This is a genomic window from Streptomyces sp. NPDC059564 (assembly GCF_042735575.1).
GTDB lineage: Bacteria > Actinomycetota > Actinomycetes > Streptomycetales > Streptomycetaceae > Streptomyces.
This window is the reverse complement of the sequence record NZ_JBHWBP010000179.1, coordinates 1-14,760: the sequence shown is the minus strand read 5'-3', so window position 1 is coordinate 14,760 and position 14,760 is coordinate 1. Positions and strand designations below refer to the sequence as shown.

The window sequence follows — 14,760 nt, the reverse complement described above, 5'->3', positions numbered from 1 at the left end:
GCCCGGACGATCGAAACGCCGCCCCTGGTGGACCAGCACTGCCACGGAGTCCTCCGAACGGAGCTGGGCCTCGGCACCTTCGAGGCCCAGCTGATCGACTCCGAGGGCCCGCCCGCCGCCGGCACCACCTTCTTCGACACCCAGACCGGCTTCGCCGTACGCCGCTGGTGCCCGCCCCTGCTCGGGCTGGAGCCGCACTGCGCGCCCGCCCGCTACCTCGCCCGGCGGCGCGAGCTCGGGGCCGCCGAGACCGGGCGGCTGCTGCTGCGCGGCTCCGGAGTCGGCGCGTACCTGGTCGACACGGGAGCGCCGGGGGACCTGGACGGCCCCGAGGACATGGCCCTCGCCGGGGACGCGGACGCCTTCGAGGTGGTCCGGCTGGAGTTACTGGCCGAGCAGGCCGCCGACACCTCCGGGACCGTCGCCGCCTTCCTGGCCAACCTCGGCGGAGCCGTCCACCACGCCGCCGCCTCGGCCGTCGCCTTCGGCTGCGGGGCCGCCACCGGGTACGCCCGGGCCCTGGCGGACGACCCCGGGCCGCCCGGACCCGGCGAGGTGCGCGGGGCGGCCGGGCGGTGGCTGGCCGGGCGGGTCAGGGGAGGGGCCGTACGGGACCCCGTACTCCTGCGGCACCTGCTGTGGAGCGCGGTGACCACCGGGCTGCCGCTCCAGCTGCACACCGCGCAGCGGGAGCCGGGGCCGCTGACCGGGTTCGTACGGGCCACCGCGGGCCTGGGGGCGCCGCTGGTGCTGCTCGGCGGGTACCCGCACCACCGGCACGCGGCCCGGCTGGCGGCGGCGTACCCGCACGTCCACGCCGATCTCGGCCCGGCCCTCGCGGCGACGGGGGCCCGGGCCGCCGCCGTACTGGCCGAGCTGCTGGAACTCGCGCCCTTCGGCAAGCTGCTCTTCTCCAGCGGGGGCCGGCACCTGCCCGAGCTGCACGCGGTCGGCGCGCTGGTCTTCCGGGAGGCGCTGGGCCGGGTCCTGGGCGGCTGGGTCAGCGACGGGGCCTGGTCCTGGCGGGACGCGGACCGGGTCGCGGCGATGCTCGCGGCGGGCAACGCCCGGCGGGTCTACCGGCTGGAGGGGCGGGGCTGAATCCCGGGCGACGCCCGGACCGCTCCTCAGACCGCCGAGAGCTGCGGGTCGGCCTGCGCCGGGATCTCCGCCCGCTCCGCGGGGCGCTCGCGCAGGCTCAGCACCAGGCGGAGCACGGAGATCCACACCAGGCAGGAGCCCAGCATGTGCGCCGCGACCAGGGCCTCGGGCAGGTCGGTGAAGAACTGGACGTAGCCGACGGCGCCCTGGGCGAGCAGCACGATCAGCAGGTCACGGGCGCGCGCCCGGGTGTCGACCGGGGCGTCCACCACGCGCAGCACCAGCCACATCGCGACGGCGAGCGCGCAGACCAGCCAGGCGGAGACCGCGTGCACGTGGGCGGTGGCCGCCCAGTCGAACGGCATGCGCTTGATCTCGCTGCGGTCACCGGCGTGCGGGCCGGAGCCCGTGACGACCGTACCGGCCGCGATCAGCACCAGGGTGGTCGCGAGCAGGGCCCAGGCGAGCTTGCGCACCGGACCGGGCACGCGGGGGCGGGGGGCGGTGTCGCCCTCGCCGACGCGGTGCCAGGTGACGGTGGTGACGGCGATCAGGGTGGTGGCGAGCAGGAAGTGGCCGGCCACGCTGTAGGGGTTGAGCCCCGTCAGGACGGTGATGCCGCCGAGGACCGCGTTGCCCATCACGAGGGCGAACTGGAGCCAGCCGAGCCTCGTCAGCGAGTGCCGCCAGGGCTTCGCCGAGCGGGCCGCGAGGATGATCCCGCCGACGGCCGCGCAGAGCACGTACGTCAGCATGCGGTTGCCGAACTCGATGGCCCCGTGGAAGCCCTGCGCCTGCGTCACGACCAGGCTGTCGTCGGTGCACTTGGGCCAGGTGTCGCAGCCGAGACCGGATCCGGTCAACCGCACCGCGCCGCCGGTGACGACGATCAGCACGCTCATGACGACCGCGGCGAGCGCGGCCCGCCGGACGGTCCGGGGTGACGGGGTCCAGCGGCTGGCGAGGTACGCGAAGGGGTTCAACACGGCCACTATCGTAAAGGTCGCCTTGTGCAAACTTTCACGAGGGGGTGCCGGTGGGTGAGTCGGGCCCGATGACCAGGCGGAACCTGGCTCCGGCCGGGTCACCCTCCTCGTGCCACCAGACCCGGACCCGCCACAGGCCGCCGTCGCCCGGGTAGGCCGCCGAGTCCATGAACCCCCGTACCAATTCGGCCGCTACGTCCTCTGCCGTCCGGTTCCTCACCTCAGCCGAGCCCTGCCACGGCCCAGGCGGAGCCGCCCACAGCCCGTCGGCGCCGCGCACCTCGATCCGCCACACCGCGAGCCAGGGGGTGACCTCCAGCATCGTCGCGACCTGCTCCGCGTCCAGCCCCAGCCGGGCGGCCATCTCCGCCTCCGCGACCCCCTGGATCCGGGCCGCCACCACCGCCTGGGGGAGCAGCCGTTCGGGCAGCAGCCCCTCGGCGCGCAGGCCCGCCAGCGACTCGAACGCCAGGAAGCGCAGCCGCAGTTCCAGCTGGCGGCCGATGTGGTCCAGGGCCTCTTCCGCCTCCTGCGCCTCCTCGGGCCCGGGGGCGGCGAGCAGCAGCCGCCGGAACCCGGCCTCGGCGTCCACCGCCCAGGCGACGGCGTCGGAGGCGAAGCCCAGCTCGGCGAGGCGGTCGCCCAGGAAGACCTTGGCCTGCGCGAGCCCGCGCCGGTTGACGGGGTCGTGCTGGTCCAGGGAGGCCCACACCTCCACGGCGGTCCGGGTCAGGTCACGGGCACGCTCGCCGGCCGCCCGCTCCATGGGGCTCGGCCGGCTCTCGCCGCCCTCGCCCAGCGGGTACCGGGGCAGCCGGTCGGCGTCGCTCAGCGGCCAGGACAGCCAGACCCCCTGGTTGATCAGGCCCCGGGCGTACCACCGGGCGTACTCCGGCGCGTGCCCGGCGGCCTGCTGCGCGTGGTGCAGACCCTCCTCGATGGCGGCCAGCGCCCCGGCCCGGTCCCCGGCCGCGAACCGGCGGGCCGCGAGGTCGCCCAGGCGCAGCCCCAGCCGGGCCGCGCACTCGGCGTCGGTCCGGGCGGGCTCGCGCAGGGCCCCGATCAGCTCACCGAGCAGCCGGTCGCTCTCGCCGCGGTCCGCGTGCGCCGCGCCGGAGCGGATCCGTGCCCACTGCTGGTCCAGCCGCAGAACGGCTTCCCGCTGCGCCATGCCCGCCCCCCGGCGTTCTGGTCGTGCGTCGCTGATGTGTGGAGGCGGTCATCCTCCTGCCCGCTCAACGCACGGGGGAAGGGATTCACTCCCAACGGAAGAGTTTCGCCGCCGCGCCGAGGCCCAGAACCGCCCAGACCGCCAGGATCGCCCCGTCGCTCCAGGGCAGCGCGGCCCCGTGCTGGAGCACCTCGCGCAGCCCGTGGGAGAGCGCCGAGATCGGCAGCAGCTCCAGGGCGGACCGTACGGCGCCGGGGAACTTCTCCAGCGGCACGATCACCCCGCCGGCGACCAGCAGGAGCAGGAACACCAGGTTGGCGGCGGCCAGGGTGGCCTCGGCCCTGAGGGTGCCCGCCATCAGCAGGCCGAGCCCGGAGAACGCGGCGGTGCCCAGCAGGATCAGCGCGGCGACGGACAGCGGGTCGCCCTGCGGGGACCAGCCCAGCGCGAGGGCGATCACCGTCAGCAGGGCGATCTGCAGGACCTCGGTGACCAGCACCGACAGGGTCTTGGCGGCCATCAGCGCCCGGCGCGGCAGCGGGGAGGCCCCGAGCCGCTTGAGGACCCCGTAGCGGCGGTCGAAGCCGGTGGCGATGGCCTGGCCGGTGAAGGCGGTGGACATCACGGCGAGCGCGAGGATCCCGGGCGCGAGGAAGTCCACGGACCTTCCGGCTCCGGTGTCCACGATGTCGACGGCGGAGAACAGGGTCAGCAGCAGCGCCGGGATGATCACGGTCAGCAGCAGCTGCTCCCCGTTGCGCAGCAGCATCCGGGTCTCCAGTGCCGTCTGCGCGACGATCATGCGGGAGACGGGCGCGGCCCCGGGCCGGGGGGTGAACGTACCGGCGCTCATGCGCGCAGCTCCTTACCGGTCAGTTCCAAGAAGACGTCTTCGAGGGTGTGGCGCTCCACCGAGAGGCTGCTCGGCAGCACCCCGTGCTGGGCGCACCAGGAGGTGACGGTGGCCAGCAGCTGCGGGTCCACGGTGCCGGTGAGCCGGTAGGCGCCCGGGGTGAGCTCGGCGGCCTGGGTGCCGTCGGGCAGGGCCTTGAGGAGGGAGGCGAGGTCGAGGGAGGGGCGGCCGGTGAAGCGCAGGGTGTTCTCGGCGCCGCCGCGGCACAGCTGCTCGGGGCTGCCGTGGGCGATGACCCGGCCGGCGTCCATGATGGCGACCTCGTCGGAGAGCTGCTCGGCCTCGTCCATGTGATGGGTGGTGAGGACGACGGCGACCCCGTCGGTGCGCAGTTCCCGTACGAGGTCCCAGGTCGCGCGGCGGGCCTGCGGGTCGAGGCCGGCGGTGGGCTCGTCCAGGAAGACCAGCTCGGGGCGGCCGACGACGGCCATCGCCAGGGCGAGCCGCTGCTGCTGGCCGCCGGAGAGGCGGCGGTAGGGGGTGCGGCCGCAGCCGCCGAGGCCGAGGCGTTCCACGAGGGGGGCGACGTCCAGGGGGTTCGCGTAGAGCTTGGCCATGTGGTGGAGCATCTCGACGGCGCGGGCGCCGGAGTAGACGCCCCCGGACTGGAGCATCACGCCGACGCGCGGGCGCAGCGCCTCGGCCTGGGCCACGGGGTCGAGGCCGAGGACGCGGACGGTGCCCGCGTCGGGGCGGACGTAGCCCTCGCAGGTCTCCACGGTGGTGGTCTTGCCCGCGCCGTTGGGGCCGAGGACCGCGGTGACGGAGGCGGCGGGGACGGTGAGGTCGAGGCCGTCCACCGCGGTCTTGGGTCCGTACCGCTTCACCAGTCCGCGGATCTCCACGGCGGGGTCGTTGCTCATGGGGGGTGAGTCTACGGAGCCCGGGAGGGGGTCCCAGGTCCTGGGGGTGGGGGGTCGGGGCCCCCGCACAAGGCCCACAGCCAAGATTTTCGTCCTCTGGCCGCCCGTGGCGGGTTTCGTGGCCGTCGGATTCGAACATTGTGTGGCGAACGTGGCTCTTTTCAGCCTGGCGATCCTGGATGGCCCAGTCGGTTTCCGTGATCTTTTCCGGAATCCGATGTGCACCGTGCCCGGCAACACCGTGGGTGGAGGATTGCTGGTGGGAGCCTTGTACTGGTTCACCGGAGGGGCTCGGCGCGAGTGCGGAGCGATGCCCTCCGATTAACTCTCCGTCGACAAATTAGGTAACCCTTAGTGATAGAGGCCACCAGGAGTGGCCTCCATCACGGCTTGTCGGCGCTCGGTTAATTACGCAACAATGGCGTTGTGAAATACGGCGAACGGATGAGCGAGACCTCCCAGGGGGAACTCGTGACCGGGGAGCGGTCAACCCGCAACCGGGTCGCGCGGTCCATCCTGGACCACGGTCCCTCCACCGTCGCCGACCTCGCGCAGCGTCTCGGCCTCACCCAGGCCGCCGTCCGCCGCCACCTCGACGCGCTCGTCACCGACGACGTGGTCGCCTCCCGTGAGCAGCGCGTGTACGGCGCGCGCACCCGGGGCCGGCCCGCCAAGGTCTTCGCGCTCACCGACTGCGGCCGCGACGCCTTCGACCAGTCCTACGACACGCTCGCCGCGGACGCCCTGCGCTGGATCGCGCAGTCCGTCGGCGGCGGCGAGCAGGGAGAGGCGGCCGTGGCCGCCTTCGCCCGGGCCCGCATGGAGGCGCAGGCGAAGACCTACCAGGAGTCCGTCGAGGCGGCCGCACCCGCGGATCGCACCGAGGCCCTGGCCAAGGCGTTGACCGTGGACGGGTACGCTGCTACGGCGAAGAGCGCTCCCGGTCCGCACAGCGGTGAACAGCTCTGTCAGCACCACTGCCCGGTCGCCCATGTCGCCGAGCAGTTCCCGCAGCTCTGCGAGGCGGAGACCGAGGTCTTCTCACGCCTGCTCGGGACGCACGTGCAGCGCCTCGCCACGATCGCCCACGGCGACGGAGTGTGCACCACGTTCATTCCGCGAAGCGCCACACAGACCGACACATCAGTATCTGCAAGTACGGCCGGGAGGAACCCCGCATGACCACGGAGACTGCTCACCCTGAGCTCGATGGCCTGGGCACCTACGAATACGGCTGGGCCGACTCCGACGCGGCCGGCGCCGCTGCCAAGCGGGGTCTGTCCGAGGATGTCGTCCGCGACATCTCGGCCAAGAAGTCCGAGCCGGAGTGGATGCTGAAGCTCCGCCTCAAGGGCCTCAAGCTGTTCGACAAGAAGCCCATGCCGAACTGGGGCTCCGACCTCTCGGGCATCGACTTCGACAACATCAAGTACTTCGTGCGTTCCACCGAGAAGCAGGCCGCTTCGTGGGAGGACCTGCCCGAGGACATCAAGAACACGTACGACAAGCTCGGCATCCCGGAGGCGGAGAAGCAGCGCCTCGTCGCCGGCGTCGCGGCCCAGTACGAGTCCGAGGTCGTCTACCACCAGATCCGCGAGGACCTGGAGGAGCAGGGCGTCATCTTCCTCGACACGGACACCGCGCTCAAGGAGCACCCGGAGCTCTTCCAGGAGTACTTCGGCACGGTCATCCCGGTCGGCGACAACAAGTTCGCGTCGCTGAACACCGCGGTGTGGTCCGGCGGCTCGTTCATCTACGTGCCCAAGGGCGTCAAGGTCGACATCCCGCTCCAGGCCTACTTCCGTATCAACACGGAGAACATGGGCCAGTTCGAGCGGACGCTGATCATCGTCGACGAGGACGCCTACGTCCACTACGTCGAGGGCTGCACCGCCCCGATCTACTCCTCGGACTCGCTGCACAGCGCCGTGGTCGAGATCATCGTGAAGAAGGGCGGCCGCTGCCGCTACACGACCATCCAGAACTGGTCGAACAACGTCTACAACCTGGTCACCAAGCGCGCCGTGGCGTACGAGGGCGCGACCATGGAGTGGATCGACGGCAACATCGGTTCCAAGGTCACCATGAAGTACCCGGCCGTCTACCTGATGGGCGAGCACGCCAAGGGCGAGACCCTGTCCATCGCCTTCGCGGGCGAGGGCCAGCACCAGGACGCCGGCTCCAAGATGGTCCACATGGCGCCGAACACCTCCTCGAACATCGTCTCCAAGTCGGTGGCGCGAGGCGGCGGCCGCACCTCGTACCGCGGTCTGGTCGAGATCGGCGAGGGCGCCCACGGCTCGAAGTCCAACGTGCTGTGTGACGCGCTCCTGGTCGACACGATCTCCCGCTCGGACACGTACCCCTACGTGGACGTCCGCGAGGACGACGTGTCCATGGGCCACGAGGCGACCGTCTCCAAGGTCTCCGACGACCAGCTCTTCTACCTGATGAGCCGCGGTCTGACGGAGTTCGAGGCCATGGCGATGATCGTGCGCGGCTTCGTCGAGCCGATCGCGCGGGAGCTGCCGATGGAGTACGCGCTGGAGCTGAACCGGCTGATCGAGCTGCAGATGGAGGGTTCGGTCGGTTAATCCCGACCGCCCCACCAGCAGCTCCGCGGTCCGTGTCCCCTGCGGGCCGAGGATCGTAACGACGTAGGAAGAGAGCAACACGACAGCCATGGCTGAGGCTCAGAACATTCCGGCGGGTTCCACCACCGCCGGCGCGATCGCGGTGGCCGCCGAGTCCACCGTCGCCACCCGGATGAGCGCCCCCCCGTCCTTCGACGTGGCGGACTTCCCCGTGCCCAACGGCCGCGAGGAGGAGTGGCGCTTCACGCCGCTCGCCCGCCTCAAGGGTCTGCACGACGGCACCGCGGTCGCCAACGGCACCATGAAGGCCCAGATCGACGCGCCCGACGTGGTCACGATCGAGTCCGTGGAGCGCGGCGACGCCCGCATCGGCAAGGCCGGCACCCCGGTGGACCGGATCGCCGCGCAGGCGTTCTCGTCCTTCGCCAAGGCCACGGTCGTGACCGTGCCCAAGGAGGCCGTCCTGACCGAGCCCGTGCGCGTCACGCTGCACGGCGAGGGCGGCACGACCTTCGGCCACACCGTCTTCGACGTCCAGGCCTTCGCCGAGGCCGTCATCGTCATCGACCACACCGGTGACGGCGTGCGCGCCGCCAACGTCGACTTCCTCGTCGGCGACGGCGCCAAGCTCACCGTCGTGTCGGTGCAGGACTGGGACGACACCGCCGTCCACGTCTCCCAGCACAACGCGCTGGTCGGCCGTGACGCGACCTTCAAGTCGATCGTGGTCACCTTCGGCGGCGACCTCGTACGCCTGCACCCCCGCGTGAACTACGCGGGCCCCGGCGGCGAGGCCGAGCTCTTCGGCCTGTACTTCACGGACGCCGGTCAGCACCAGGAGCACCGCCTCCTGGTCGACCACAAGGCCCCGCACTGCAAGTCGAACGTGGTCTACAAGGGCGCGCTCCAGGGCCAGGACGCCCACGCCGTCTGGATCGGTGACGTCCTCATCGAGAAGACCGCCGAGGGCACCGACACCTACGAGATGAACCGCAACCTCGTCCTGACGGACGGCGCGCGGGTCGACTCGGTGCCGAACCTGGAGATCGAGACCGGCGAGATCGTCGGCGCCGGCCACGCCTCCGCGACCGGCCGCTTCGACGACGAGCAGCTCTTCTACCTCCAGTCCCGCGGCATCCCGGCCGACGACGCCCGCCGTCTGGTCGTGCGCGGCTTCTTCGCCGAGCTCGTCCAGCAGATCGGCGTCGCGGACATCGAGGAGCGCCTGCTCGCCAAGATCGAGACCGAGCTGGCGGCGTCCGTCTGATGAGCTACCTCAAGGCCTGTGCGCTGAGCGAGCTGGAGGAGAACACCCCCAAGCGGGTGGAACTCGACGGCACGCCGGTGTCCATCGTCTCCACCGAGGGGGAGGTGTTCGCGATCAACGACATCTGCTCGCACGCGAACGTCTCCCTCTCGGAGGGCGAGGTCGAGGACTGCATGATCGAGTGCTGGCTGCACGGGTCGGCCTTCGACCTGCGCACCGGGAAGCCCTCGGGTCTGCCCGCGACCCGCCCCGTACCCGTATACCCCGTAAAGATCGAAGGGGACGACGTGCTCGTCTCCCTCACCCAGGAGTCCTGAGGTATCCATGGCAACGCTTGAAATCCACGACCTGCACGTCTCCGTCGAGGCCGAGAACGGCGCCCGCGAGATCCTCAAGGGCGTCGACCTCACCGTCAAGCAGGGTGAGACGCACGCCATCATGGGTCCGAACGGCTCCGGCAAGTCCACGCTGGCGTACTCGCTGGCCGGTCACCCGAAGTACACCATCACCGGTGGCACCGTGACCCTCGACGGCGAAGACGTCCTGGAGATGTCCGTCGACGAGCGCGCCCGCGCCGGCGTCTTCCTCGCCATGCAGTACCCGGTCGAGGTCCCCGGCGTCTCGGTCTCCAACTTCCTGCGGACCTCGGCCACGGCCATCCGCGGCGAGGCCCCCAAGCTGCGCACCTGGGTGAAGGAGGTCAAGTCCGCGATGGAGCAGCTCCAGATGGACCCGGCCTTCGCCGAGCGCAACGTCAACGAGGGCTTCTCCGGCGGTGAGAAGAAGCGCCACGAGATCCTGCAGCTGGAGCTCCTGAAGCCGAAGATCGCGATCCTCGACGAGACCGACTCCGGCCTCGACGTCGACGCGCTGCGTCAGGTCTCCGAGGGCGTCAACCGCGTCCGCGCGACGGGCGAGGTCGGCACGCTGCTGATCACGCACTACACGCGGATCCTCCGCTACATCAAGCCCGACTTCGTCCACGTCTTCTCCGAAGGCCGCATCGTCGAGTCCGGCGGCGCCGAGCTCGCCGACAAGCTGGAGGCGGAAGGCTACGAGGCGTACAGCACGAAGGGTGGCGCGACCGCGTGACACAGCTGCCTGGCCTCCTCGACACCGAGGCGATCCGCAAGGACTTCCCCCTGCTGGATCGTGTGGTCCACGACGGGAAGAAGATCGTTTACCTGGACAACGCGGCGACCTCGCAGAAGCCGCGCCAGGTGCTCGACGCGCTGAACGAGTACTACGAGCGGCACAACGCCAACGTCCACCGTGGCGTGCACGTGCTCGCCGAGGAGGCCACGGCGCTGTACGAGGGCGCTCGCGACAAGGTCGCCGCCTTCATCAACGCGCCGAGCCGCGACGAGGTGATCTTCACGAAGAACGCCTCGGAGTCGCTCAACCTGGTCGCGAACATGCTCGGCTGGGCGGACGAGCCCTACCGGGTCGACCGCGAGACCGAGATCGCCATCACGGAGATGGAGCACCATTCCAACATCGTGCCGTGGCAGCTGCTCTCGCAGCGCACCGGCGCGAAGCTGAAGTGGTTCGGCCTCACCGACGACGGCCGGCTCGACCTGTCCAACATCGAAGAGGTCATCACGGAGAAGACGAAGATCGTCTCCTTCACGCTGGTCTCCAACATCATGGGCACCGTCAACCCGGTCGAGGCGATCGTCCGGCGCGCCCAGGACGTCGGCGCGCTGGTGCTGATCGACGCCTCCCAGGCCGCTCCGCACATGCCGCTGGACGTGCAGGCCCTCGGTGCCGACTTCGTGGCCTTCACCGGCCACAAGATGTGCGGCCCGACCGGCATCGGCGTCCTGTGGGGCCGCCAGGAGCTCCTGGAGGACCTGCCCCCGTTCCTCGGCGGCGGCGAGATGATCGAGACCGTGTCGATGCACGCCTCGACCTACGCCCCGGCGCCCCACAAGTTCGAGGCCGGTACGCCCCCGATCGCCCAGGCCGTCGGCCTCGGCGCGGCCGTGGACTACCTGACCGCCATCGGCATGGACAAGATCGCCGCGCACGAGCACGCGATCACCGAGTACGCGATCAAGCGCCTCGCAGAGGTGCCCGACCTGCGGATCATCGGCCCCACCACGGCCGAGGACCGCGGCGCCGCGATCTCCTTCGTACTCGGCGACATCCACCCGCACGACGTCGGCCAGGTGCTCGACGAGCAGGGCATCGCGGTCCGCGTGGGACACCACTGCGCGCGCCCCGTCTGCCTGAGGTACGGAATTCCCGCGACGACGCGAGCGTCTTTCTACCTGTACTCCTCTCCCGCCGAGGTCGACGCGCTGATCGACGGGCTGGAGCACGTACGGAACTTCTTCGGCTGACCAGGGCGATGAGGACGAGGACGCAGTGAAGCTGGATTCGATGTACCAGGACCTGATCCTGGACCACTACAAGCACCCGCACGGTCGCGGCCTGCGCGACGGTGACGCCGAGGTGCACCACGTCAACCCGACGTGCGGCGACGAGATCACGCTGCGCGTGAAGTACGACGGGGAGACGCTCACCGACGTCTCCTACGAGGGCCAGGGCTGCTCCATCAGCCAGGCCAGCGCGTCCGTGCTGAACGAGCTGCTCGTCGGCAAGGAGCTGGCCGAGGCGCAGAAGATCCAGGCCACGTTCCTGGAGCTGATGCAGTCCAAGGGCAAGCTGGAGCCCGACGAGGCGATGGAGGAGGTGCTGGAGGACGCGATCGCCTTCTCCGGCGTCTCCAAGTATCCGGCGCGCGTGAAGTGTGCTCTGCTGAGTTGGATGGCGTGGAAGGACGCGACCGCCCAGGTTCTGGGCGACGCCGAGAGGAAGACGGCATGACCGAGAACGCGACGCCCGAGGCGTCGACCAAGCCGGCCACCGAGGAGGAGGTCCGCGAGGCCCTCTACGACGTGGTCGACCCCGAGCTGGGCATCGACGTCGTCAACCTGGGCCTGATCTACGGCATCCACGTCGACGACGCGAACATCGCCACCCTCGACATGACGCTGACCTCGGCGGCCTGCCCGCTGACGGACGTCATCGAGGACCAGGCGAAGTCGGCGACGGACGGCATCGTCAACGAACTTCGCATCAACTGGGTCTGGATGCCCCCGTGGGGCCCGGACAAGATCACGGACGATGGCCGTGAGCAGCTGCGCGCGCTCGGTTTCAACGTCTGAGCGAGGCAAGCGTGAGAGGGCCCCCGGCACGGTCGTGCCGGGGGCCCTCCCTGTTTTCCGGACCGACAAGTGAAGTGCACGCGGAGTTGGCCACGGTGGCCGAACCTTCTCGACGGCCGTCACGACGTGACGGCGCACACGAGAGGAGGCCCTGTGACCGTTCGCCTTTCACCGGCGCGCCGCTGCGGTGCCGTGGGCGCCGCCGGAGCCGCGGCCCTGCTCCTCGCGGGGCTGACCGCGCCCGCCCACGCGGACGCGGGGTACGCCGCACCGACGATCGCGCTGTCCGCCGGGCACCTCAGCGGAGCCGTGGGAGCCGTCGGGGACCCCGCCGTCACGGTGGACGTGGAGCAGGCCGGCGTCCCGGCCGGGTTCCTGCGGCTCCAGGTGGTCTCCTCCAGCAACCCGGCCGTCGCCGACGCGGGCGACGTACGCCAGGAGCGCACGCCGGGCGGCGACCGGGCACTGACGGTCCGGCCGCGCAACCAGGGGTACACCGACCTCACGCTGCGCGTCACCGGGCGCGGCGGGAAGACCGCCACCGCGGTCCTGTCCTACGCGGCTTCGGCCCGGACGGGATCGGCCCCCGCCACCCGCTACCTGACCGGGTCCTCCGACGCCTCCGCCGCCGTGGACGTGGGCGGCGGCTACGCGCTGGTGGCCGACGACGAGTCCAACGCGCTGCGCCTGTACGACCGTTCCCGCTCCGGCGCGCCCGTGAAGACCTGGGACCTCGGCCCCGCCCTCGGCCTGAAGAAGGAAGCCGACATCGAGGCCGCCGCCCGCGTCGGCGACACCGTCTACTGGGCGGGCTCGCTCGGCAACACCAAGGACGGCAGGTTCAAGGCCGAACGCGACACCGTCTTCACCACCCGCGTCACCGGCTCCGGCGCCGCGACCGAGGTCACCTTCGGCGCCGCCCACAAGGGCCTGCGCGAGGACCTGATCGCCTGGGACACCGCGCACGGCGACCGCTACGGCTTCGCGGCCGGGACGGCGGCGGGCCGGGTCCCCAAGCGGATCGACGGCTTCAACGTGGAGGGGCTGGAGTTCGCGCCGGGCTCCACGACCACCGCCTACCTGGGCTTCCGCGCCCCGCTCGCTCCCGCCGTGCCCGGCGGCAAGGCGCTGATCGTGCCCGTCACCAACCTGGACCGGGTCGTCGCGGCCGGGGAGAAGGCCGCCTTCGGCGAACCGGTCGAGCTGGACCTGGGCGGGCTCGCCGTCCGCGACATCCGCAAGAACGCGGCCAACCAGTACCTGATCCTGGCCGGTTCCTGGGCCGCCGACGACAACTCCGACCCCTACGCCCTCTACCAGTGGGACGGGGTCCCCGGCCACGCCCCCGTCAAGCGGGCCGACCTGCCCACCACCGACCCCGGCGGCTGGGAAGCCATCGTGGACGTGCCCGACCTGCGGGTGCCCGGCGCCCGCGTACAGCTCATCACCGACAACGGCGCCGCCGACCTCTACGGCGACGGCACCGAAGCCAAGGACCTGGCGCACCCGGAGTGGAAGAAGTCCCGCTCCGCGTGGTTCACGCCCGGCCCGATTCGTGGGGGACACCGATGAAGAACAAGCACCTGGGTACCGCCGCGCTGGCGGCCGTCGTCCTGGCGGGACTGGCCGCGCCCGCGCAGGCCGTCACGTACGGCACGCCGACCATCTCCTTCTCCGCCTCGTACCTGTCCGGTGCCGTGGGCGGCGTCGGCGACCAGACCGTGGACGTGACCGTGGGCCAGAGCGGGGCCGACGTCTCCGCGCTCACCGTCAGCGCCACCGCCTCCAGCAAGTCCTCCGTCGCGGGCACCGGCGACGTCACCGTCACCGGCACCGGAGCGGTCCGCAAGCTCGCCGTCTCGGCGCACGCCCGCGGCTACACCAGCCTCACCATCAAGGTGAGCGGGCTCGGCGGCAAGAGCGCCACCAAGACCCTCTCCTACGCGGCCTCCGCCGCCGTCCAGAACCCGGCCGACGCCCGCTACTTCAGCGGGGCCTCGGACTCCTCGGCCGCCGTGGACCTCGGCGGCGGCTACACGGTCGTGGCCGACGACGAGTCCAACGTGCTGCGCCTGTACGACCGTTCCCGCTCCGCCGCGCCGCTCAAGACCTGGGACTTCAGCTCCCAGCTCGGCGTCACCAAGGAGGTGGACATCGAGGGGGCGACCCGGATCGGCGACACCATCTACTGGACGGGCTCGCTCGGCAACAACAAGGACGGCGAGTACAAGGCCCCCCGGAACACGGTGTTCACCACCACGGTGAGCGGATCCGGGGCGAGCGCGCAGCTCGCGTACGGGCGCTCGTACAAGGCGCTCCGCGACGACCTCGTCGCCTGGGACAAGGCCAACGGCAACCGCTACGGCTTCGCGGCGGGGACGGCCGCCGGTGAGGCGCCCAAGCAGATCGACGGCTTCAACGTGGAGGGGCTGGAGTTCGCGCCGGGCTCCACGACCACCGCCTACCTGGGCTTCCGCGCCCCGCTCGCCCCGGCCGTGCCCGGCGGCAAGGCGCTGATCGTGCCCGTCACCAACTTCGACAAGGTCCTCTCCAGCGGCTCCAAGGCCACCTTCGGCGCCGGGATCGAGCTGGACCTCGGCGGGCTCGCCGTCCGCGACATCCGCAAGAACGCGGCCAACCAGTACCTGATCCTGGCCGGTTCCTGGGCCGCCGACGACAACTCCGACCCCTA

At 71.3% G+C, this 14,760-nt stretch carries 16 protein-coding genes; 12 read left to right on the top strand and 4 right to left on the bottom strand.

The window, feature by feature from the left end; translation table 11 throughout:
* The first annotated feature begins 9 nt into the window (after positions 1-9).
* The gene (locus ACFV0Q_RS25875; protein WP_385008747.1) at positions 10-1,101 is read left to right on the top strand and encodes an amidohydrolase; all 1,092 of its coding nucleotides are present in this window, start codon (positions 10-12) and stop codon (positions 1,099-1,101) included.
* Positions 1,102-1,127: 26 nt separating this feature from the next.
* Here the strand turns inward: ACFV0Q_RS25875 and ACFV0Q_RS25870 are convergent, their stop codons facing one another.
* The 4 genes from ACFV0Q_RS25870 to ACFV0Q_RS25855 form a co-directional block, all read right to left on the bottom strand.
* Positions 1,128-2,117 (bottom strand): heme A synthase, encoded by a 990-nt coding sequence (locus ACFV0Q_RS25870; RefSeq protein ID WP_385008746.1) that lies wholly within the window; start codon positions 2,115-2,117, stop codon positions 1,128-1,130.
* A gap of 4 nt (positions 2,118-2,121) precedes the next feature.
* The gene (locus ACFV0Q_RS25865; protein ID WP_385008745.1) at positions 2,122-3,258 is read right to left on the bottom strand and encodes a hypothetical protein; all 1,137 of its coding nucleotides are present in this window, start codon (positions 3,256-3,258) and stop codon (positions 2,122-2,124) included.
* Between the two features lie 85 nt (positions 3,259-3,343).
* On the bottom strand, positions 3,344-4,111 hold the full coding sequence (locus tag ACFV0Q_RS25860; protein ID WP_385008744.1) for an ABC transporter permease: 768 nt from the start codon (positions 4,109-4,111) through the stop codon (positions 3,344-3,346).
* Positions 4,108-5,034, bottom strand: coding sequence for an ABC transporter ATP-binding protein (locus ACFV0Q_RS25855; RefSeq protein ID WP_385008743.1), 927 nt, complete (start codon positions 5,032-5,034; stop codon positions 4,108-4,110). Before ACFV0Q_RS25855 ends, ACFV0Q_RS25860 begins: the two co-directional genes overlap by 4 nt.
* On the opposite strand from ACFV0Q_RS25855, the gene ACFV0Q_RS25850 reads away from it, so the two are divergent.
* The 11 genes from ACFV0Q_RS25850 to ACFV0Q_RS25800 form a co-directional block, all read left to right on the top strand.
* Complete coding sequence (locus ACFV0Q_RS25850) at positions 5,033-5,359, top strand: formate/nitrite transporter family protein (protein WP_385008742.1); 327 nt, start codon at positions 5,033-5,035, stop codon at positions 5,357-5,359. The genes ACFV0Q_RS25855 and ACFV0Q_RS25850 overlap by 2 nt on opposite strands.
* 119 nt (positions 5,360-5,478) lie before the next feature.
* Positions 5,479-6,216, top strand: coding sequence for a helix-turn-helix transcriptional regulator (locus tag ACFV0Q_RS25845; protein ID WP_385008741.1), 738 nt, complete (start codon positions 5,479-5,481; stop codon positions 6,214-6,216).
* The gene (sufB, locus tag ACFV0Q_RS25840; protein ID WP_214930288.1) at positions 6,213-7,628 is read left to right on the top strand and encodes a Fe-S cluster assembly protein SufB; all 1,416 of its coding nucleotides are present in this window, start codon (positions 6,213-6,215) and stop codon (positions 7,626-7,628) included. Before ACFV0Q_RS25845 ends, sufB begins: the two co-directional genes overlap by 4 nt.
* An 88-nt stretch (positions 7,629-7,716) precedes the next feature.
* Positions 7,717-8,895: a Fe-S cluster assembly protein SufD gene (sufD, locus tag ACFV0Q_RS25835; RefSeq protein WP_385008740.1), complete on the top strand. Its 1,179-nt coding sequence runs from the start codon at positions 7,717-7,719 to the stop codon at positions 8,893-8,895.
* Entirely contained in the window at positions 8,895-9,212 is a 318-nt protein-coding gene (locus ACFV0Q_RS25830; protein ID WP_266577882.1) for a bifunctional 3-phenylpropionate/cinnamic acid dioxygenase ferredoxin subunit, read from the top strand. Before sufD ends, ACFV0Q_RS25830 begins: the two co-directional genes overlap by 1 nt.
* 7 nt (positions 9,213-9,219) lie before the next feature.
* Entirely contained in the window at positions 9,220-9,987 is a 768-nt protein-coding gene (sufC, locus tag ACFV0Q_RS25825) for a Fe-S cluster assembly ATPase SufC (protein ID WP_266630406.1), read from the top strand.
* Positions 9,984-11,240 carry a cysteine desulfurase gene (locus ACFV0Q_RS25820; RefSeq protein WP_385008739.1) on the top strand — a complete coding sequence of 419 codons (1,257 nt, stop codon included), beginning with the start codon at positions 9,984-9,986 and terminating at the stop codon, positions 11,238-11,240. Before sufC ends, ACFV0Q_RS25820 begins: the two co-directional genes overlap by 4 nt.
* 25 nt (positions 11,241-11,265) lie before the next feature.
* Positions 11,266-11,727 carry a Fe-S cluster assembly sulfur transfer protein SufU gene (gene sufU / locus ACFV0Q_RS25815; RefSeq protein ID WP_385008738.1) on the top strand — a complete coding sequence of 154 codons (462 nt, stop codon included), beginning with the start codon at positions 11,266-11,268 and terminating at the stop codon, positions 11,725-11,727.
* Positions 11,724-12,068, top strand: coding sequence for a metal-sulfur cluster assembly factor (locus tag ACFV0Q_RS25810; protein ID WP_362729815.1), 345 nt, complete (start codon positions 11,724-11,726; stop codon positions 12,066-12,068). The genes sufU and ACFV0Q_RS25810 overlap by 4 nt, the downstream gene beginning before the upstream one ends.
* 153 nt (positions 12,069-12,221) lie before the next feature.
* Positions 12,222-13,640, top strand: coding sequence for a hypothetical protein (locus ACFV0Q_RS25805; protein WP_385008737.1), 1,419 nt, complete (start codon positions 12,222-12,224; stop codon positions 13,638-13,640).
* On the top strand, positions 13,637-14,760 hold a 1,124-nt coding region (locus tag ACFV0Q_RS25800), incomplete at its 3' end, for a hypothetical protein (protein ID WP_385008736.1). The genes ACFV0Q_RS25805 and ACFV0Q_RS25800, both read left to right, overlap by 4 nt.